The organism is Mucilaginibacter ximonensis (genome assembly GCF_042686265.1).
Taxonomy (GTDB): Bacteria; Bacteroidota; Bacteroidia; order Sphingobacteriales; family Sphingobacteriaceae; genus Mucilaginibacter; species Mucilaginibacter ximonensis.
The window spans coordinates 854959-875091 of the sequence record NZ_JBHUPD010000002.1 but is presented as its reverse complement, the minus strand read 5'-3'; the positions used below and the strand labels follow the sequence as shown (position 1 = coordinate 875091).

At 45.0% G+C, this 20133-nt stretch carries 15 protein-coding genes; 10 read left to right on the top strand and 5 right to left on the bottom strand.

What is annotated here, in order from left to right; genetic code table 11:
• Window positions 1-32: 32 nt before the first annotated feature.
• Window positions 33-1043: a glycoside hydrolase family 43 protein gene (locus ACFS5N_RS11485; RefSeq protein ID WP_377185474.1), complete on the top strand. Its 1011-nt coding sequence runs from the start codon at window positions 33-35 to the stop codon at window positions 1041-1043.
• 254 nt (window positions 1044-1297) lie between these two features.
• Entirely contained in the window at window positions 1298-2344 is a 1047-nt protein-coding gene (locus ACFS5N_RS11480; protein WP_377185472.1) for a glycoside hydrolase family 43 protein, read from the top strand.
• On the opposite strand, the gene ACFS5N_RS11475 is transcribed toward ACFS5N_RS11480, so the two are convergent.
• The 3 genes from ACFS5N_RS11475 to ACFS5N_RS11465 all read right to left on the bottom strand — a co-directional run bounded on the left by ACFS5N_RS11475 (window position 2341) and on the right by ACFS5N_RS11465 (window position 7850).
• A complete protein-coding gene (locus ACFS5N_RS11475; protein ID WP_377185470.1) occupies window positions 2341-2961 on the bottom strand; it encodes a helix-turn-helix domain-containing protein in 621 nt (206 codons plus the stop codon). The genes ACFS5N_RS11480 and ACFS5N_RS11475 overlap by 4 nt on opposite strands.
• Before the next feature lie 705 nt (window positions 2962-3666).
• A complete protein-coding gene (locus ACFS5N_RS11470; RefSeq protein ID WP_377185468.1) occupies window positions 3667-5019 on the bottom strand; it encodes a hypothetical protein in 1353 nt (450 codons plus the stop codon).
• A gap of 50 nt (window positions 5020-5069) precedes the next feature.
• Window positions 5070-7850 (bottom strand): TonB-dependent receptor, encoded by a 2781-nt coding sequence (locus tag ACFS5N_RS11465; protein WP_377185466.1) that lies wholly within the window; start codon window positions 7848-7850, stop codon window positions 5070-5072.
• A 183-nt stretch (window positions 7851-8033) separates the two neighbouring features.
• Here ACFS5N_RS11465 and ACFS5N_RS11460 point away from each other — a divergent pair, with 183 nt between their 5' ends.
• Together ACFS5N_RS11460 and ACFS5N_RS11455 are read left to right on the top strand one after the other, a co-directional pair.
• On the top strand, window positions 8034-8366 hold the full coding sequence (locus tag ACFS5N_RS11460) for an ArsR/SmtB family transcription factor (RefSeq protein WP_377185464.1): 333 nt from the start codon (window positions 8034-8036) through the stop codon (window positions 8364-8366).
• Window positions 8367-8477: 111 nt separating this feature from the next.
• The gene (locus ACFS5N_RS11455) at window positions 8478-8861 is read left to right on the top strand and encodes a hypothetical protein (RefSeq protein ID WP_377185462.1); all 384 of its coding nucleotides are present in this window, start codon (window positions 8478-8480) and stop codon (window positions 8859-8861) included.
• 13 nt (window positions 8862-8874) lie between these two features.
• On the opposite strand, the gene ACFS5N_RS11450 is transcribed toward ACFS5N_RS11455, so the two are convergent.
• Window positions 8875-9249, bottom strand: a complete 375-nt coding sequence (locus ACFS5N_RS11450; RefSeq protein WP_377185460.1) for a hypothetical protein — start codon at window positions 9247-9249, stop codon at window positions 8875-8877.
• A gap of 188 nt (window positions 9250-9437) precedes the next feature.
• Between ACFS5N_RS11450 and ACFS5N_RS11445 the strand changes: the two genes are divergently transcribed.
• The 5 genes from ACFS5N_RS11445 (at window position 9438) to ACFS5N_RS11425 (ending at window position 17979) form a co-directional block, all read left to right on the top strand.
• Window positions 9438-12026, top strand: coding sequence for a glycoside hydrolase family 38 C-terminal domain-containing protein (locus ACFS5N_RS11445; RefSeq protein ID WP_377185458.1), 2589 nt, complete (start codon window positions 9438-9440; stop codon window positions 12024-12026).
• A gap of 116 nt (window positions 12027-12142) precedes the next feature.
• Window positions 12143-12925, top strand: coding sequence for a carboxylesterase family protein (locus tag ACFS5N_RS11440; RefSeq protein WP_377185456.1), 783 nt, complete (start codon window positions 12143-12145; stop codon window positions 12923-12925).
• A gap of 91 nt (window positions 12926-13016) precedes the next feature.
• A complete protein-coding gene (locus tag ACFS5N_RS11435; RefSeq protein ID WP_377185453.1) occupies window positions 13017-14525 on the top strand; it encodes a PAS domain-containing sensor histidine kinase in 1509 nt (502 codons plus the stop codon).
• Window positions 14526-14612: 87 nt separating this feature from the next.
• The gene (locus ACFS5N_RS11430; protein WP_377185451.1) at window positions 14613-16442 is read left to right on the top strand and encodes a glycoside hydrolase family 35 protein; all 1830 of its coding nucleotides are present in this window, start codon (window positions 14613-14615) and stop codon (window positions 16440-16442) included.
• 7 nt (window positions 16443-16449) lie between these two features.
• Window positions 16450-17979, top strand: a complete 1530-nt coding sequence (locus ACFS5N_RS11425) for a glycoside hydrolase (protein ID WP_377185448.1) — start codon at window positions 16450-16452, stop codon at window positions 17977-17979.
• A 4-nt stretch (window positions 17980-17983) separates the two neighbouring features.
• Here the strand turns inward: ACFS5N_RS11425 and ACFS5N_RS11420 are convergent, their stop codons facing one another.
• Window positions 17984-19282 (bottom strand): hypothetical protein, encoded by a 1299-nt coding sequence (locus ACFS5N_RS11420; protein ID WP_377185446.1) that lies wholly within the window; start codon window positions 19280-19282, stop codon window positions 17984-17986.
• Window positions 19283-19392: 110 nt separating this feature from the next.
• Here ACFS5N_RS11420 and ACFS5N_RS11415 point away from each other — a divergent pair, with 110 nt between their 5' ends.
• Window positions 19393-20133, top strand: a complete 741-nt coding sequence (locus ACFS5N_RS11415) for a YdcF family protein (RefSeq protein ID WP_377185444.1) — start codon at window positions 19393-19395, stop codon at window positions 20131-20133.

The window sequence follows — 20133 nt, the reverse complement described above, 5'->3', positions numbered from 1 at the left end:
TTTGTGTTTATTTGGGTTTCCAATTATTCATCATGAAAAAAGCACTCTTACTGGCCGCCTTTAGCCTGATTTTGAGCAGCGCTTTTGCGCAGACATTTACTAATCCGGTTTTGCCGGGCGGCGCCGATCCCTGGAACATCTATAAAGACGGCTACTATTATTACACCAACACAAGCGTACATAACCTGGTAATCTGGAAAACCAAAGATTTAACTGAACTGCGTTCGGCCGAGCGTAAAGTAATTTGGACCCCGCCGCCGGGTACCATGTATTCTAAAGAAATATGGGCGCCTGAGCTGCATTTTCTTCGCGGCAAGTGGTATATGTATTTTGCTGCCGATGACGGCAAGAATGACAATCACCGTATGTATGTGGTCGAAAACCCGTCGGCCGACCCTACGCAGGGCGAGTGGACCTTTAAGGGCCAGGTGGGCGACGAAACAAACCAATGGGCCATTGACGGTACGGTTTTCGAAAACAAAGGTCAGTTGTACATGCTATGGTCGGGCTGGGAAGGCAATAAAAACGGCATGCAAAGCATTTACATTGCTAAAATGAGTAATCCGTGGACCATAAGCGGCAAGCGCGTGCGGTTGTCAAGCCCGCAATATGACTGGGAGAATAACAGCGGCATTGGCGTGCGGGTTAATGAGGGCCCTGAGATACTGAAGCACAAAGACAAAATATTCCTGATCTACTCGGCCAGCGGCTGCTGGACAGACTTTTATGCCCTGGGGATGCTGAGCGCCTCTGCAAATGCCGATTTGATGGACTCACTGTCCTGGACCAAATCGCCGAAACCGGTGTTCTCCCAGAACCCCGAAAACCAGATCTACGCACCCGGCCATAACTCGTTCTTTAAATCGCCTGATGGGAAGGAAGACTGGATACTATATCATGCCAACAGCCACCCTGGCGATGGCTGCGGCGGCAAGCGGGCCCCGCGTATGCAAAAATTTACCTGGCGAAAAGATGGAACGCCCGATTTCGGCGTGCCCTTGAAAGACGGTGTGGAGATGCAGAAACCGTCGGGGAGTAAGTAAAAACGTCAGGTACTAAAACCGCCAAAGTGTTTCACAAAAAAGTGAAACACTTTGAAACACTAAAAACATACAAATAGCTGAATATCAGAGTTTTGACAAATAGCACTGAAACACTTTGAAACAGTAGTAATACTTTAGGCATATTGAACTAAACAGTTAAATAACAACACATTAAGCCATTTTAACCCAATTTGATTTTTTAGGGTGAAACACCTGAAGTGAAACACCCTATTTAAAATATTAAGCCATTCATCATGAAAAAAGTCCTCTTACTGGTAGCTTTCGGTGCCTTAACGCTAGCCAATGCACATGGCCAGGTAAATACCAATAAGGATGTTTGGATGTTAACCTATTTTCGCCAGCGGTATCCTACCAAAATAGAGATAAACGATAAGGGCCAGCCGGTAGAAATACCTCTGCCCAACCCTATGCTGGTGGCGCAAATGCACGTCGCATTATCAAACGACGGCAGGCATTGGACGCCCATTAATGACAACAAGCCTATATGGGACCAAAACATGCGCGACCAGTTTGTACACCGCTGCCCTGATGGTTTATGGCGGCTGGTAGCTACCGGCGGCGGCCGGGGCGCCGGCGATCGGAAACTGGTTGGCCCAAGCTGCTTGTATGCCAGCTCGAAAGACCTGATACACTGGCAGGTTGAGGGCCACCTGGCTTTGATGAAAGATGTTAAAGACGAAAACGGCCAGTTTGTAAAAAACATCTGGGCGCCGGAGTTTTTTTATGACGAAGCACAAAAGGACTATGTGCTGTTCTGGTCGTCAACCTTTAAGCCTGAGGGCTGGCAGGAAAGCCGGTTGTGGTTTTGCCGCACTAAGGACTGGAAAACTTTTACCCCAGCCAAAGTGCTGTATGCGCCCGGCTATTCGGTAATAGATGGCACTATGCTTAAGTATAAAGACACTTACTACCTCATCCACAAAGAAGAAGAATTTAGTCCGCGCACCGGCGAACGGCGGGCTATTCGTCTGGCTACCTCAAAAAATATTGAGGGCCCGTACACTGTTTATCAAGGCGCTTTAAACAATGGGCAAATAGCGCCTACTATCACTGAAGGGCCCAGTGTAATGGCCGATCCGATGCATCCGAAAGGCTGGCTGTTGTATTATGATTACCCCATGGCAGATGATTATGGGATATCGTCGTCGACCGACTTATACCACTGGACTATAGAAAAAGACGTGAAACTACCTGAAAACGCACGTCATGGAAGCCTCTCAAAGTTAACTAAAGCAGAAGCAAAAGCGCTGTTAGCTGCTTTTCCCAATAACAATAATTAATCGCGCAGGCTCTCTAAAGTTAGCTCATTGATCTTGTTTTGATAATAGAGCTGACGCAGTTCGGTGAGCGGGGCATTTAAGGCTTCGGCAAGCACGCACAGCTTTTCTGCACGTACCGGATGCTTATTAGTTTCTAATTTGCTAATCAGGGCGCGGTCCATCTGTATGCGTTCGGCTAGTTCTGCTTGCGAAAGACCTGCCGCTTTGCGCCGTTGGCGCACATATTGGCCAAAAGGCAGCATTTGTGTTGCAGGTTTTTTTACAAGGGGCTTTTTAACTTTAGGCGTTGAAGATACTTCCTGAACGTTTTGCCGAATGGGCTCGAACAAATTCAGGAAATATTTTGACATCTTAATAAACACCGGCTCATTTACTGAGTAAGTTATTTCGCGGTTTTGGGTTTGGCTGTTAAGTATTCCCAAATGCTTAAGTTCATTTACATGCTGGTTAACCGTAAGCAGATTATAAGGTATTTCGGCTAATTGCTCGCGTTTCACGGCATTACCGTTTTCAATAATATACCTGACAATGCAAATGCGTACAGGTAAAGCCAGTGCCTTAACAAAATTGGAAAGCGCCAGGTCATCAGGTAAAATATACGGGTTATTTGAGTTCATGGAGATTTAAAACAAACGCAGGTACGCTAACAGCACCGGCAATTAAACAGATGCGTTGAACGCTCTGAGTTGAAACATTAATTTAACTTTAGCATTAAATTCGGCTAAGGGCGCCGGTACATTGTTTCAAATTCGCCACATACAGAGCCAGCGCACCCGGGAGCGGGTTACAGCGCAATAATTGACATGCGGCCCTATGTTATAAACAGCTTTTTTATAGCTGCCGGGGAGGTAAAGAAAAACGAAATAAACAGCCGAAGCGATGCTGATTTTTTTGCTGACAGCCAGACGCGGGTGATGCAAAAATTTTTTTGCCAAAGGCGACTGTTTCTTTTCTAATATAGTAAGGCGGGTGTTTTTGTTAAACTGTGCGAGGGTTTTCTCATTAGAAAAAACCACATACCCGCATGAAAATACAAGGATGATCCATGCGAGGCTCAACACTACTACCCTACTAAAAAAAAGCCTGGTTAACATCAACCTGAATTTAATTTGCTGCAACAGATGATACCGTTTATAAATTCAAAAATACCCCGGCGGCGTTATGGCTACATTTAAGATTGATTAATTAATTGTTAAGGATAGTATTCTGATGATAATTAACACAATACCCGGCTTAACCATGGCCACCTGCACCAGTATAAATGCCAAAGCCCCCGAAAAAAACCGGGGGCTTTGGCATAAACAAAATTTTTAAAAAGATTATTACAAACCCGGAGCCTTAGTGGCGAAGTCGTAGCTTGTCCAGGCGAACGCTGATTTATCAGCACCGGTGTTAGCGGTGTCGTTGAATACCAGTTTAGCAAAATCAGTAAATACATATCCAGGGTAAGTACCGGTAGCATTAAAGTTTGCACCAGGAATAGGGCTGCTGGCAGATGTTGTTACACCGCTGGCACCAATAAAGCTCGGACCTGTGTAGTTCATGTCGATTTTCACGTCGGCAGCAAGAGCAGGGCCGGTACCATCGTTAAATTTAATCAAACCGTTTGTTGGATTGGCAGCTGTGGCAGCCCAAATAACTTTGGCATTGTTGATGGTTACTTTACAACCTGTACGGTAGGTAAAACCTGCACGAAGTGAATAAGCAGGGCTACCTGAAGTGCCCGAATCATTACCGTTTGCATTATAAACGCCCACAGAAAGATTGGTGAAAGTTGGGTTTGACAGATTAGTTGTAATAGCAGGAGTAGAAGCAAGGTCAGAGAAACCACCGTCGCCTTCCATCATACCAGAACCATTGGTAATGTCGGTAAATCCGGCTTCACGTACCTCGACAACGTTGGTGGCAGTACCATTCCAACCTAAGCACCAGTCAAAAGTATCATCGGCAGAGTTTACTACCAAAACGTTACTAACATTTACCGTACCGCCAAAAAATTCGATGTTGTCATCAGAACCGTCGTGCAACCAAAGGTTTTTAAGTATAGTGCCTGTGCCCTGTGCATATAAAGAGAGGTTGTTACCCTCTTTTGTAGCATTAATACGTGCACCTGCATAAGCAATTTCTACATACTCTAAATCGCCTGAGCCGTCAGCATTGTTGCTGCCGCCATAAAGTGCGTCACCAATCTCAGTTGTTTGTGTGTAAGAACCATCTCTGGTACCGGTAGCAGCATTTACAAGCGTAGCTTTACCGCACAAGAAAACGCCCATCCAGTCACCCGGTTTTTTGTTTGCAGAAACAAAGCGGATCGGCGCAGCAGCAGTGCCCACCGCGTTCAGTTTACCACCTTGATTTACTTCTACAGATATGCTGGTAGCAGCAGTTCCGGCCGGAGCAGTAGCCGTAACGGTAGTACCAGGGCTCATAGTTAATGTGGCGCCATCAACTATAATCAAACGCCCGGTAAGAGTGTAATTACCGGCAGGTAAAGTGAAACTGCCGTTTACTTTGCCTTGCAAGTTTTTGGCGTCAAAATCAGGATCTGTCAGCGATGAGATATAGCCGTCTTTTTTCCCGGTAGGAGTAGTACCACCGTCACCGTTGTTGTTGTCTTTCTTGCTACAAGACGTAAGCGCTACCGCAAATGCAGCTGCTAAAAACACTTTTTTCATGGTTTTTATTGTTTTAAAATTGATATTAAATACTTGTTTATGTTAAATGATTATAAATGCCAGCCAAGCCCTAAAAACAATGTTATACCTCTTTTATAGCTGCTTATCAGCACGTCGGTTGTTTTGCCGGTTACGTTTGATGTAGATTTCTGCGTTAGCTGAAACTTAGGGTCCAGGATGTTTCTTCCGCCAAGGCTTATTGTTAACTTAGATTTTTTCAAGCCAAAGCTGTTAATAAAATCAAGCGTAGGCACCGCTTTTTCAAGCACGTTTTCACGCCCGGTTGTTCCAACAGAAAATACTTTGTCGTAAGCGTAGTTAAATACCAGGGTCGATAAAAACGATGATTTATCGTTGTCCATGCTATAGCTCAAATCAGAGTTGATAAGCAAGGGAGAAGCGCCCTGCATTTTGCCCTTTGGGTTAGTAAACGTTGCCGATACAAGCCCGGTTGTTACGTCTGTCTGGTCTTCCTGGCTGTACAGGTAAGATGCGTTGAATCCGAAAGAGAGATCGCTGTTACCATTTTCGCGTTTAAAAGTGTACAGGGTTTTCCTTAATTCAACCTCTGCACCTGCAACATTAGCGTTTTTGGTATTGACATATGAGTAATCAAGCCCCGGTGTATTCATGATCATTCGCACAATGGGGTTTTGTATTTTCTTGTAAAAAGCGCCTACCGAAATAATTTCTTTTCTCGACAAATAATAGTCGTATTTCAAATCGGCATTATAATCGGTTGAAGGAACCAGATACGGGTTTCCGCGTTCATTGAAGTTAATGTCGTTGTACAGAAAATTTGCCATCTCCTTAAACTGCGGCATGGTGTAGGTTTCGCTTGCCGCAAAACGCACCGCGTTTTTGTCATTGATGCTGTATTTAATATTTAAGCTGGGCAACAAATAATTTTTGTCGATAAGCGATGGCGGTGTGGTCAAATCTGTTACCGTACTTGTAATGTTGGTGTTCCAGGTAATGGTTTGTTTTACATTTTCGTTCCGCAAACCAACCTGAAATATCAGGTTTTCGCTTGCAGGATAGAGTAACTGTGCGTAGCCGACCGCAATTTTGCGATGTCCGATATAAAACATCGGGTCTAAGTTGGTATTGTTCCACAAAGTGATCAGTTTAAACGCACCTGCGTTAAGGTTTTGCTGATTTAGTGCGGCGTCAGGGTTGTTCGGGTCGACGCTTAATCCGCTTTGCTGGTAATCAAACTCCGTAAAATTGAAAGTCCGGTCTGTCTTTCTGTAATTACCACCCAAAGTCAACACTACAGGCAAATTCGCTTCCGGGTTAAATGTGTAATTTACCTCTGCTTTAGCGCCCAGGTCATTTTCATCGAGTATAGAAAAAAAGCGATTGTTGTCTCCCGGCGAGTTTGCACTTAAAATGTAGCTTCCGGAGCTGGTCATGGCATAAGCATTGGTCTTTCTGTCAGGTTCGGTTCCGCGCAAAGTGCTGTATACGGCACCAATGTTTGCATTGATTTTACGGCTGAATTTATAGTCGGCCAATAATTGGTTAGAGAATAAATTGTTACTGTTATTTTGCTGACGAACGATGAGCGAGTTTTGTGCATCAGCCGAGCCCAGGTTGTCATTAATATCTTTGTTATATCCCAGGTAATTTCCTACAAACTGCGCATCGCTGTGAATAAAAAGCGAGTTCAGGGCAACGCTGCCTTTAGTGTGCCTGAATTTCACGTTCCCGAGCAAAGACTGGGTAGTTCTGTAATCGTAGCGCTTCACGTCCATAGCCTGCTGGTAATCGCCGGTGTTTGTAGCCTGCCCTATAAAGCCGGTTCTGTACGAATAATCGCTCATGTTGCTGGCTACACCGAATAATGAAAGCGTGTTTCTGCCTTTGCCTACATTAAATTTGCGGCCACCGGTAATATTGAAGTTTGTATTTATCGGCGTTAAAGCCTTCTCTGTTTGAAAACCCGATTTAAAGGTATACTGGTTCAAATCCGTAATCGGCGAATTTCTTCCGTTTTTAAGAAAACCAAAATAACTGAAAGCGCCGTCTGCAACCGCAAACCTGCTTACCGAAACGGCATTGGTGTTAACGCCGCCCTCTATATAAACACTGAAAAAACTGCGATCATCCAGTTCTTTTGAAGCAATATCAATGTTCGCTCCGGCATTATCGCCGTATATGGTTGCGCTGAACGTTTTATTGACATTGATGTTTTTGATGATATTGGACTGGAAAAAATCCAACGAAATATTTTTATACAGGGGGTCTTCTGACGGAAGCGGCAATCCGTTTAGCGATGTAGAGTTATACCTGTCGCCAAGCCCGCGAACAAATACGTTTTTGGCGCTTTCTAATTTAACAATCCCGGCAGTTTTGGTAACAGCAGTCGCAGCATTGGAGGCTCCTTTTTTAGCCATTTCCTGCGAACCGATGGCCTGTTTCATTTCGACAGACTTTTTCTGCTCTGCAAGCAAGGCGGTTTCTTTTTCACGACTTGCCTTTTGCTGCACTATCACTACTTCGCCCAGCTGCTTGCTTCCAGAGCGTAATGCTTTATCAATAACAAGCGTTTCACCGGCTTTTATAGTGACATTTTCCTCAACACTATCATATCCTACCAGGCTAAACAGCATGGTGTAAGTGCCCGGCGCTACACTGATGGTATATTTACCTTTTTCATCAGAAGCGATTGCCACCGTTGTGCCTTTTATTTTTACGCTCGCTAACGGCAAAACATGGTTTGAGGCCTGGTCTGTTACCGTGCCTGTTACAACGCCTTTGTTTTGTGCTAAAACCGCGGTTACATTTAAAATAATCAGGGGGAAGAGAAAAGCAAATCTTTTGAACATATGGTTATATTACCTTTGGCCAAAAGTATCCTCACCGAATTAAAACTATGTTAATTCAACGTTATCAAATCTAATAAATTAGATATTAATTATATAGTTAGATAATAAAGAATCTTTTAGCAGATTAGAAAATTCTAATACGGTGATTAAACACAAGCCATATATTAGCATCGTAAAAATCAGATGGCAATTCATAAGACAGATCAATTTAGTGTTACCGATCAGCAGATGTCTGCATTGGCCAAGGCAATGTCGCACCCTGCGCGCATTACAATATTGCGGATATTGTCAGAGCGCCAGCGCATGACCTGCGGCGAGATAGTAGATCAGCTGCCCCTGGCGCAGGCAACGGTATCGCACCATTTGAAAGACCTGGTTGACGTATCGTTACTCAACCTTATTCATGAAGGCAAGAAATCACTCTACGAGTTAAACTGGCGTACTTGGGAGTCTTTCACCAATGAATTTAACTTTTTGCTAAGCCTGCTCAATAACGAAGGCAAACACGCACACTAATTTGACTAAATGCGCCTGATTATCAGTGCACGCCGGCTCCAAACAAACGGAATACTGTAGCTGGTTTTTAGATTAATATTTTGCATATTCGCCGGCCTAAAGCTTATCCCTATGATAAAATCAACCTACATCGCAGATGTTGTAGATCTGTTATTAGACGGCGCTGAAGACGGTGCGGTATGCCGTCAGCAAATTGCCTTAATTTCTGATACGATTTATGGTTATACATCCAGCGGTGCGTTTGTATCATTCTCGCATCCTGACGATATTGACCAATATAAAAGTGCTAATGAAGACGGTATACTGAATGGTGTAAAAATCACCTCGCCTACGGCCGACTTTGAAGCTGAGGCTACCTTATATTTCCGCAAAGGCGTTGTTCACAACCTCGAAATTTCATGTGCCCGGGGCAATTATCCACGCCGCGATCTGACTGAATACACGCTGACCTATATTGACAATGATATACCGGGAAGGCAAATACCAAACATTTAACTTTAGAAATGCTTTATTGCGGCAACGAAAAATCCCAGGTATCACTTATTGAATAAGTCTCGGTTTGCGCTGTCCGGGCTATTACATACCACGAAAATGAAGTTTTATTTGGCAAAATAATCCAGTTATCATTAGTACCAGTGGTTTTTGTAATGATTAAGCCTGTAGATAAGTTTTTAATAATCAAATCATAAGTGTAGGCATTTTTAACCGTACTCCATTTAAATTCTGTGTACGTTTGACTATTTGGGAGACTATTTCCTCCAGTATAAATTTGATCTTTTGCAGGCAATATTAAAGTTGCAGCTAAAAGCTTATCTGTACTTTTATCCTTTTTGCATGCCGCAAATAAAATTATAATCCAGATTAGTAATATTGATGATTTCAATGGAATGTGATAGGAGATAATTTTTTTGTTTTTTGTCTCAAATATATAAAATTTCCATATAAAACAATTAAGTGTAACAATAACGCTTTCTATTTCCCCAGGTTAATTTAGTAAGTTAAATTTAACGCATCAATTGTATTTCGAGCGATGGGTCGGCCAATTAACACACATCCGCAAATAATAGCTGTATGCGCAAAATTAACCTGACTAAACGTACTATCGGGGCTGCTTTAGCTTTGTTTTTAGCTATTCCGGCCATGGCGCAGCAAACCGCCTATTTTATGGACGGATACCATGGCGGCGTTTGGGGTCATTATCCATCCAACTACACCAGCTTTATAACCGGGCAATTGCGGGCGCATGCTGACTGGAAGATAAACCTCGAAATTGAACCCGAAACCTGGGATATGGTTAAAACGAAAGATGAGGCCGGCTACGAGGCGCTTAAAGCTATGTTCGCCGACCAATCTATCGCGGGCAGAAGGGTTGAGTATGTAAACCCCGCCTATGGCCAAAGCTATTTATATAATATTAGTGGCGAAAGTATTATCCGCCAGTTTGCTTATGGTATGGAGATGGTAAGAAAACATTTCCCGTCGGCCGTATTTACCACCTATTCGTCAGAAGAACCCTGCTTCACCAGCGCCTTGCCGCAGATCCTGAAATCGTTCGGTTATAAATATGCTGTGCTTAAAAATCCGAATACGCTGTGGGGTGGCTATGCCCGAGCACACGGCGGCGAACTGGCAAACTGGATAGGCCCCGACGGTACCACGTTGGTTACGGTGCCGCGCTATACTATCGAGGCGTTAAAACCCGGCTCAACGTGGGAAACTATTGGCAACAATAATAACAAAGCATTTATTGATGCGGCTTTTGCCGCTGGCATAAAACACCCGGCGGCTTATACCTTGCAGGATGCCGGCTGGAAAGGCGGCCCGCTGATGGGCGACAAACAAGGCGGTTATCAGCCTACAGAGTACAGAACCTGGACAGACTATATCACCAACGTCTCTATAAAAACCCCGACCGGCAACTGGAAGTTCTCGCAGGAGGACGTACTTACCAGCCTGGTGTGGGGCTCACAAATATTACAGCGTATTGCACAGCAAGTTCGGGTATCTGAAAACAATTTGGTGAAAGCCGAAAAATTAGCCGCGATGGCTGCAGTTTATAAAGATTTTGTATGGCCCAAAGCGGCACTTGATGAAGGTTGGACACGCTTATTGTTATCACAACATCACGATTGCTGGATTGTGCCGTATAACGTAGGGCAAGGCAATACCTGGGCCGATAAAGTGGTAAAATGGACCGGCATCAGCAATCATAATGCCGATAGTATTATATCGGCCGCTACTGCGCTTCTTTCGGGCGGCTCAGGCAGCGGGCGGTATATTCGCGTGTTTAATACGCTGGGCGTGCAACGAAATGAAATGGTTACGCTAAACCTGCCGGTTGGGTTAGGCACTAACCTCAGCGTGTATAACAACAAAGAACATGAGGTACCAAGCCAACTAGTTAGCAACGGTAGTGGCGGACAGGCTATGCTGTTTAAAGCCGATGTGCCCTCAATGGGCTATGCTACCTATCGGGTTAAAAAACAAAAACCGGCGGTAGTTGCCGGCGCCAGCGTTATTACGCTACCTGATGGCAAATTAAGCGTTGAAACAGATTTGTATCGGGTTATTATAAACCCGGCAAAAGGCGGTACCATCCAAAGCCTAGTTGCCAAACAGCTAGGCAGCAAAGAATTTGCAGACCAAACCAACCCACGAAAATTCAATGAGCTGAGAGGCGATTTTTTTAAAGACGGAGGCTTCTATTCAAGTACCGAACGACCTGCCGCCGTTACGGTGGTTGAAAATGGGCCGGTACAGGTTAAATTGGAAGTTAGAGGCACGGTAGGCCACCATCCGTTTACGCAACTGCTAACTTTTACACAAGGGCAAAAACGTATCGATATACATTTAAAAATCGACTGGCAGGGCAATCCCGGTATCGGCAGCCCCAATGGGCAAACCGGTAAATATCAGGCAACTTCGCTCCAAAAAGCTTTTTATGATGACCGGCGTAAATTGCTGGCATTGTTCCCGCTGAATTTGAAAAACCAGAAGGTTTACAAAAACGCCCCTTTTGATGTAACCGAAAGCAAGTTGGATAATACTTTCTTTACCCGCTGGGATAGCATCAAAAACAATGTGGTTTTGAACTGGGTAGATGTAACGGATGCCAATAATACTTATGGCATGGCTTTGCTTACCGACCATACCACCAACTATACTCATAGCGAAAACTTTCCGCTTGGCTTAGACATTGCATACTCGGGCATAGGTTTGTGGGGACGTAACTATACATTGAAATATCCGACAGAAATGGATTATGCACTGATACCGCATGCCGGCAAGTGGGATAAAGCCTCGATATGGACAGAAAGCACGCGGTTTAACGAGCCGCTGTTGGCCACCTTAATGGATAAAGCCCCGGCAGCGGGCGTTTGGTCGCGCTCGATGATAGGTGCCATGGGGTCGGGGTTTGAAGTATCGTCGGTAGTTATGCAGGGCCATGACCTGCTGGTGCGCTTGTTTAATGCAGAGGGAAATGACCGGCCGAAGAAAATAACGTTGAATGCAAGGACAGATAAAGCCGGATTGATAGAATTAGATGGACGGCTAAAAGGGCAATTAACTTTAAGCCGGGAAAAAGCAGCCACCAGTTCGGTAAGCGTTGCCATGCCACGCTTTGGCATCCGAACCATAAAATTTACCAACGTCAAATAGACAAATACCAGGTAAATTCATTAAAAGCAGGCGGCACAGTAAATAATTTGATACGCAGGCTTTCTTAAATTAATAATAGCGTAGTTTTATATAAACCACACATTAAAACCGTTAGTATGAAACTTTTTACACACCTGTTGCGTGCGGCACTTTGCATTGTGCTTTGTTTATTAGCTACGGGAAGCTTTGCTCAGCGCGACCGTTTTTCGAAAAAAAGATTTATAGACAAGGCCGGCGACACGCTGCGTTATGAGGTGCTGGACCCTGATAGGGACACCTTACGCAGCACGCCTTTGGTAATATTTTTACACGGCAGCGGCGAACGCGGGCTGGATAATGAGGCACAATTAAAATGGGGAGTACAAGCCTTCGCTTCAGACTGGATGATGTCGCAGCACCCGGCACTGGTAATAGCGCCGCAATGCCCCCCGGGACAGCAGTGGGCCAATGTTGAACGTAACAAAAACAGCAATACAGGTAAGCTTAACGAAAAGCCAGGCAAACAAATGCAGGCCCTGCGCGAGCTGATAGATCAGCTTGTTAAAACACAACATATCGACCCAAAACGTATTTATATTACCGGCTTAAGTATGGGTGGCTTTGGCACTTTTGACGCCGTTGAACGTTATCCGGATCTGTTTGCTGCTGCATTGCCCGTTTGCGGCGGCGGCGACGCTTCAAAGATCAGTATTGCAGCTAAAATACCTATGTGGATCTGTGCCGGTGCTGACGACCCGACCGTGAACAACCAATACTCGGTAGACATGCTATTGGAGCTGCGTAAGGGCGGTGCGCGGCCTGGCTTCACGTTATATCCCGAAACCGGGCATTTATCATGGATAGCGGTTTACAGCGACCAGCATATCATGAACTGGTTATTTGCCCAGCACAAGCAATAAATAATAGATGATGTGTTTTTAGCAGGATAATCGAACTTTTGCCAATATTTTACGTTGTAATATAGATTCAAAAAATCTATATCAACCTGCTATGACCGAATCTGAACCTGCGGACAGAATTAAACGACTACCTGATAGTGAAGAACGCTTTCGCGCATTGGTTACGGCCACGTCGGATGTAGTGTATCGCATGAGTCCTGACTGGAGCATTATGCACCACCTGGAAAGCAGCGACGGCTTTTTATCAGACACGGGCGAACCTATTGCCGATTGGATTGACAAATACATTCACCAAACCGACCAGCAGACGGTTAAGGATGCCATTCGTCAAGCTATTATTAATAAAAGCATTTTTCAGTTAGAACATAGAGTTTTAGCGGCTGATGGCAGCATTGGCTGGACCTACTCGGTTGCTGTACCTTTATTAGACGAAAAAGGTGAGATCATTGAATGGTTTGGCTCTGCCCGGGACGTTACTGATCGTAAAAAGACCGAAGAAGCGCTTTTACACTCGCGCGGCGAAACGGAACAGCAAAAGAGGCTGAATGAGATTATAACCACAGCTACGCCAGACCTTGTTTACATGTTTGATCTGGATTATAAATTCACCTTTGTGAACCCGGCGCTGTTAACCATGTGGGGAAAAACCTGGGATGAAGCTGTAGGAAAAACCTTGCTTGAAAATGGCTATGAGCCCTGGCACGCCGAAATGCATGAACGCGAAATAGATGAGGTGGTGGCTACTAAAAAACCAATACGCGGCGAGGTGTCATTTCCGCATGCGGTGTTAGGCCGGCGTGTTTACGACTATATATTCACTCCCGTATTTAACGCACAGGGCGAGGTTGAATCTATAGCCGGCACTACCCGCGACATATCGGACATCAAAGAAAACGAGCAGCGCAAAAATGATTTCATCAGCATGGTGAGCCATGAGCTTAAAACACCGCTGACATCAGTAATAAGTTACGTACAGATATCAAAAAAACGTGCCGATCAAAGCAAGGACACCATAGCCGCAGGTATGCTGGAGCGCGCCGGTAAACAATTGAGCAAAATGACGCGCATGATCAACGGCTTTTTGAATGTATCGCGACTGGAATCGGGCCGTATACAAATAGATCATAAACCCTTTGATCTGGCTGTTTTAATGAAGGAAGTATATGAAGATACGCTGGCCACCATATTTAGTCATGCCTTTGAATTTGAACCTTGCCCGGAAACCTGGGTTAATGCCGACCGCGATAAAATAAACCAGGTTTTTACAAACCTTATCAGCAATGCCGTCAAATACTCTCCTACAGGCTCCACAGTGCATGTGGCTTGTGAAGTTATTGGTGGTAAAGCCAGGGTGAGCGTACGCGACGAAGGCATGGGTATAAACAAGGAAGACCTTCCAAGGTTATTTGAGCGCTATTACCGCGTTAAAGAAGCTGAAATTAACCATATTTCAGGCTTTGGCATTGGGTTGTACCTGTGCGCCGAACTTGTAAAACGCCATGGCGGCGATATCTGGGCCGAAAGCGAACCGGGACATGGCAGTACATTTTATTTCACACTGCCGGTGATGCAGGCAGGCGAGCAGCACGAAATGTTATAATCGCAGAATGCTTCGTATAATTTCCTGATAATATCCTGCTTGATAAAGCCTACATTTACGGTGATAAAACCCTTTATAACCTGTTTTATGTATTTTAAAAAGACTTTATTGCTATTGTTACTGGCATCGGTGCTTTTGAGCTATCAACCGGCATCGGCACAAGCTAAACATACTTTTGCGCTGGGCAACACGCAGTTTTTACTGGATGGCAAACCATTCCAGATGATTAGTGGCGAAATGCATTATCCCCGCGTACCGCGCGAGGCCTGGCGGGCCCGAATGAAAATGGCCAAAGCTATGGGCCTGAATACTATTGGCACTTACGTGTTTTGGAACGTGCATGAGCCCGAAAAAGGCAAGTTTGATTTTACCGGCGGCAGCGATGTTGCCGAGTTTGTAAGAATAGCGAAGGAAGAGGGCCTGTGGGTTATATTACGCCCCAGCCCCTACGTATGTGCCGAGTGGGAGTTTGGCGGCTACCCTTACTGGCTGCAAAATGAAAAAGGGCTTACCGTACGCAGCAAGGAGCCAAAATATCTGTCCGAGTACAAAAAATACATAATGGCAGTAGGCAAGCAACTGGCACCGCTGCAAATAAACCATGGCGGCAATATTTTGATGGTTCAGATTGAAAACGAGTATGGATCGTATTCGGACGATAAAGAATATCTGAAGATCAACGAACAGATGTTCAGGGAAGCCGGTTTTGATGGCCTTTTATATGATTGCGACCCGGCGCCCGACCTGGCCAAAGGGCACCTGGCTGGTTTATTGCCGGCAGTGAACGGCCTGGATAACCCACAACAGGTTAAAAAACTTATTAATGCCAATAACAATGGCAAAGGGCCATATTATATTGCTGAGTGGTACCCGGCATGGTTTGACTGGTGGGGAACGCAGCATCATACCGTACCGTCTGAACAGTATACCGGCAGATTAGATTCTGTACTGGCGGCAGGCATCTCTATAAATATGTATATGTTTCATGGCGGCACCACCCGGGGTTTCATGAACGGCGCCAATTACAACGATATAAGCCCTTACGAGCCGCAGATAAGCAGCTATGATTACGATGCACCTTTGGACGAAGCAGGCAATGCAACGCCCAAATTTATAGCTTTCAGAAATGTGATAGAGAAACATTTGCCGGCAGGCGTTAAGCTACCGGCGGTACCCGCGGCAAAACCGTCTATAGCGATTGCAGATATTAAGCTTAAACAGTCAGCCTCCGTTTTGAATAATTTGCCCGCGGCGAAAAGCAGCGTACACCCGTTAACTTTCGAGGATTTAAACCAGGCATATGGTTTTGTATTATACCGCAGCACGTTAACCGGCGGCAAAACAGGCCTGTTAAAATTAAACGGGTTGCGCGACTATGCTGTAGTTATGGTGAATGGCAAAACTGTGGGTACTTTAGACCGCAGGATAAAAAAAGACAGCCTCGAGTTAAAACTGCCGGCAGGCAAAGTACGCCTGGATATTTTAGTTGAGAATTTAGGCCGTATCAACTTTGGTAAATATTTGTTGCAAAACAAAAAAGGGATAACCGATAAGGTGACCTTTGAGGGCAAAGAGATTTTAAACTGGCAGATGTATAGTTTACCGTTTAAAGCGCCTGCTGTCATTAAATCGGCGGGAGCAGCCAACCAAACATCGCCGCAGATAAAACAGGGAACCTTTATGTTAAACAAGGTAGCCGACACCTACCTGGATATGCGTAAATGGGGTAAAGGGATGGTTTGGATAAACGGACATAATTTAGGCAGATATTGGAGCATAGGCCCGCAGCAAACTTTATACGTGCCTGCCGAGTGGCTAAAAAAAGGCGCCAACACCATCTGGATGGTGGAGCTGTTAAAGCCACAGGCTAATTTGGTTTCTGCATTGGATAAACCGATATTAAACCAGCTGCAATAATTATACAATGGTAAAGCGGGTTGTTAAGACTACTTTATTTGCCGCCGTTGGCTTGAACCTGGCAATGTCATGCTTTGCCCAAACCAAACAAATTAAACTAAGCATCAACCCAGCGAAAACCTACCAGACTATTGAAAACTTTGGTGCTTCGGATGCATGGGCCTGCCAGTTTGTGGGTAACTGGCCAGACGATAAGAAAAATAAAATAGCCGACCTGCTTTTCAGCAATGAAAATAATGCCGACGGCTCGCCCAAAGGCATCGGTTTGTCCATGTGGCGTTTTAACATAGGCGCGGGCAGTGCAGAGCAGGGCGAGAATAGCGGCATCAGGGATGAATGGCGCCGTGCCGAATCATTTTTAAATATTGACGGCACTTACAACTGGCAGAAACAAGCCGGACAGGTTTGGTTTTTAAAAGCCGCCAAACAGCGAAATGTACCACAGTTTTTGGGCTTTGCCAACAGCCCGCCGGTACAGCTTACCACTAATGGCAAAGCCTACGCAAGCCAGGGTAACGTTAATATTAGCCCCGAACATTATACTGAGTTTGCCACATACCTGGCTAAGGTGGTAAAAGGTTTGGAACTTACAACCAAGATTAAAATAAACTATATAAGCCCGGTAAATGAACCCCAATGGGACTGGAGCGATGGCGGTCAGGAAGGCTGCCCATACACCAACACGCAAATTGCGGACGTGGTAAAGGCCCTTAACAAAGTTTTCGTTGCTGATAACATCGACTCAAAGATTATTATCGGCGAGGCTGGCGAGATAGATTATTTATATACAAAAAGTAATAAGCCGGCCAAAGCCTATCAGATCAATGATTTCTTTAATTCCGCTTCACCAAATTATTTAGGCAACCTGGCAGCGGTTGCACACAGCATTTCCGGACATAGCTATTTTACGACCTCGCCAATGGCGAGATCCATTAAAATGCGGACGGCGTTGGCAGATAGCGTAGCCCGAATAAAAAACCTGAGCTTCTGGCAATCTGAATATTGTATATTGGGAGATAATGCCGGGGAGATTAATGGCAGTCGCCGGGACCTGGGCATTGACGCCGCTTTATATCTGGCCTCGGTGATCAGTACTGACCTGACTGTCGCAAATGCTTCAGCCTGGCAGTGGTGGACGGCGATATCAGCTTACAACTACAAAGACGGTCTCATCTACATCGACAAAAAAAAAACTGATGGCAATTTTTACACCAGCAAGATGCTGTGGGCGCTGGGTAATTACAGCCGGTTTGTAAAACCGGGAGCAGTACGGGTTGATGTAACTTTGCCGGACGATAACCTGCCACGGCCGTTACAGGTATTGGCTTTTAAACGTGGTAAAGATGCGGTATTGGTGATAGTTAATTCAAACACAGATGATGTAAATATTGCATTGGAAACCCAAGGCGCCAAAATAAAATTTGCAACCAGCTATACGACTTCTGCAAATGACGAGCTGAGGCCAGGCCCGGTAAAGGGTAATACCGTAAAGGTTAAAGCACGGTCGGTTATGACAGTAGTTGGGAAAGCGAAATAACAGTTTATTTCTGCTTCGCTGCCCAGGCTCTTAACTGGATAATAGCATCATACAAAACACCGGCTTCGCCTCTGAAACTGCCCGAGCCGCTTGGCGCACCCGTTTGCACATTATACCACTCAAAGAAACCTTTATTGGCTATAGTGCGATCTGTCATTGGCTTCAGGTCGTTGTAAGCTTGCTGGGCAAGGCCGTATTGAAGCAGGGCCTCAGGCATGCGGCCGCCAAACCAGGTCCAGTCGCCGCCATTTTGGTAGGTATAGGCAGCCATGTTTGGATATTGCTCTTTAGGGTAAGGCGGATATACCGTCAAGCCAATAGTGGCGTGAGGCGCTTTGGCCGCCGCGGCGAGCATTTGCCGGTTAATTGCTATAACTTCTGCTCTGGTATTAAATCCGGCCAAAATTGCGCAAACCGAACCGCCGGTATATAAAATCTCGCGCTCATTAAAGTCCTTAGTAAACGGGCTGCCATCCAGGTATAAATGTGGTATATACTTCTGCGCCCCGGCATCCCACAAATATTTACGAACATTAGCTTTCAGATTAGCAGCAACTGTTGCCCAATTTCGGCTGGTTTTATACGTTTTGGGCTTGATCTGCATAAAATCGTGTATCGCTATAGCAAACATGGCGTTGTCATAAATATCAATGGCCCACTTGGTTTTTTGATTAATGGCCACGCCCCAACCGGTTTCGGGCTGCACATCGCCCCAGTCGATAGTGGTGGCGCCGGTAACCATGCCATATTTGGCAGACCAACGGTCTTTCATGATATAGTTCAAAGCATCCTCCAACCGGCTAATCACCGACTTGCCGCCAATTTGCTCGTCCAGAATAGAAGCGTCGCCGGTAACATCAATATATTTAAACACCGCTTGCACCAATGATGATTCCTGATCGGTCTCAACGGTATTTTTGTGCGCCTCCCACCCTGGCAGCAGGTCGGAGTGGCGATAGTTATAGCCAACGTTAGCCTTTTTGCTTTCAACCACACCATCAACAATATTGCCGTCACTGCCCTGTATTTTAAAAAACATGAGCAGCGTAGCTTTCACTTCTTCTTTGGGGTGTGCTTTTAATGAGCCTTTTATAAAAGTGTTAAAATCGCGTATCCAAACCTCATTATAGGATGTCCCGGCCGAAAAGCCGGATAATAATTTGACAGCGCGCGCTTGTACGGTATCAAATGATGTGTTATGCAGGATGGCTCGTGCAAGTGCTTTGTTTTCTGCAGTTTGCGCATGGGCAGAAAGCCCAATAATCAAGCTGGCGAGGCCTATAAACAGATATTTTTTTCTCATAGCGCTTATAATGGTTATCGCGAATATACCCATAAAGTACATATGTATGTACATTTAGTTAACATTAAAACAACTCATAAATTGATATCTTAGCTTTAAATTAAGCTGCTATGTATTTTGTACTTTCAAAGGTCCTGTTGTTTTTTATACTGCCCATATGGTGGATCATTGCGTTTATTGTAATTGGCCTCATCGCTAAAAATAAGCGCACCAAAAAACGGTGGTTTATTGCAGCTGCAGTAATATTCTATCTGTTTTCAATCCCGCTGCTGATGAACGCTTTTCAAAATGCCTGGGATATAAGGACGCCGGTTAATCATAAAAAATACAGCTGCGTTATTGTTTTAGGTGGATTTTCGGGCGAGGGCGGCGAGGACGGCGGCCATTTCACTGATGCGTCTGACCGCTTTATACAGGGCCTTAAATTAATTACTACACACCAGGCATCGCACATTTTAATTTCAGGAGGTAGTGGCATGCTTAGCCCCGGTGCCTTTAGAGAAGGTGCGTACGTTAAAACTCAACTTGAAAAACTCAATATCCCGGACAGTTTAATATTGATTGAGAATAACTCAAAAAACACTTATGAAAATGCAAAGTTTACCAAAGTAATTTTGGACAAATCGGGGCTTAAGGGACCGTATTTACTGGTGACCTCTGCGTTTCATATGCGCCGCTCATTAATGTTATTTAAACATGCCGGATTAGAGGTTGACCCATACCCCTGCAATTTCCTCACCTATACCCCCCAATTGCTTATAGGCTACCTCCTCCCTGATGCAAATGTGCTAAGCCGCTGGGAAATCTACCTCAAAGAGGTGGTAGGCTACGTTGTAAATTACTTTAAATAA

Bases quoted from the DNA above. Each gene is read 5' to 3' on its own strand.
- ACFS5N_RS11480 (WP_377185472.1), top strand. From the start codon at position 1,298: ATGAAAAAAGTCCTCTTACTGGTAGCTTTCGGTGCCTTAACGCTAGCC.
- ACFS5N_RS11470 (WP_377185468.1), bottom strand. From the start codon at position 5,019: ATGAAAAAAGTGTTTTTAGCAGCTGCATTTGCGGTAGCGCTTACGTCT.
- ACFS5N_RS11465 (WP_377185466.1), bottom strand. From the start codon at position 7,850: ATGTTCAAAAGATTTGCTTTTCTCTTCCCCCTGATTATTTTAAATGTA.
- ACFS5N_RS11425 (WP_377185448.1), top strand. From the start codon at position 16,450: ATGGTAAAGCGGGTTGTTAAGACTACTTTATTTGCCGCCGTTGGCTTG.
- ACFS5N_RS11475 (WP_377185470.1), bottom strand. From the start codon at position 2,961: ATGAACTCAAATAACCCGTATATTTTACCTGATGACCTGGCGCTTTCC.
- ACFS5N_RS11430 (WP_377185451.1), top strand. From the start codon at position 14,613: ATGTATTTTAAAAAGACTTTATTGCTATTGTTACTGGCATCGGTGCTT.
- ACFS5N_RS11435 (WP_377185453.1), top strand. From the start codon at position 13,017: ATGACCGAATCTGAACCTGCGGACAGAATTAAACGACTACCTGATAGT.
- ACFS5N_RS11415 (WP_377185444.1), top strand. From the start codon at position 19,393: ATGTATTTTGTACTTTCAAAGGTCCTGTTGTTTTTTATACTGCCCATA.
- ACFS5N_RS11445 (WP_377185458.1), top strand. From the start codon at position 9,438: ATGCGCAAAATTAACCTGACTAAACGTACTATCGGGGCTGCTTTAGCT.
- ACFS5N_RS11455 (WP_377185462.1), top strand. From the start codon at position 8,478: ATGATAAAATCAACCTACATCGCAGATGTTGTAGATCTGTTATTAGAC.
- ACFS5N_RS11485 (WP_377185474.1), top strand. From the start codon at position 33: ATGAAAAAAGCACTCTTACTGGCCGCCTTTAGCCTGATTTTGAGCAGC.
- ACFS5N_RS11420 (WP_377185446.1), bottom strand. From the start codon at position 19,282: ATGAGAAAAAAATATCTGTTTATAGGCCTCGCCAGCTTGATTATTGGG.
- ACFS5N_RS11460 (WP_377185464.1), top strand. From the start codon at position 8,034: ATGGCAATTCATAAGACAGATCAATTTAGTGTTACCGATCAGCAGATG.
- ACFS5N_RS11440 (WP_377185456.1), top strand. From the start codon at position 12,143: ATGAAACTTTTTACACACCTGTTGCGTGCGGCACTTTGCATTGTGCTT.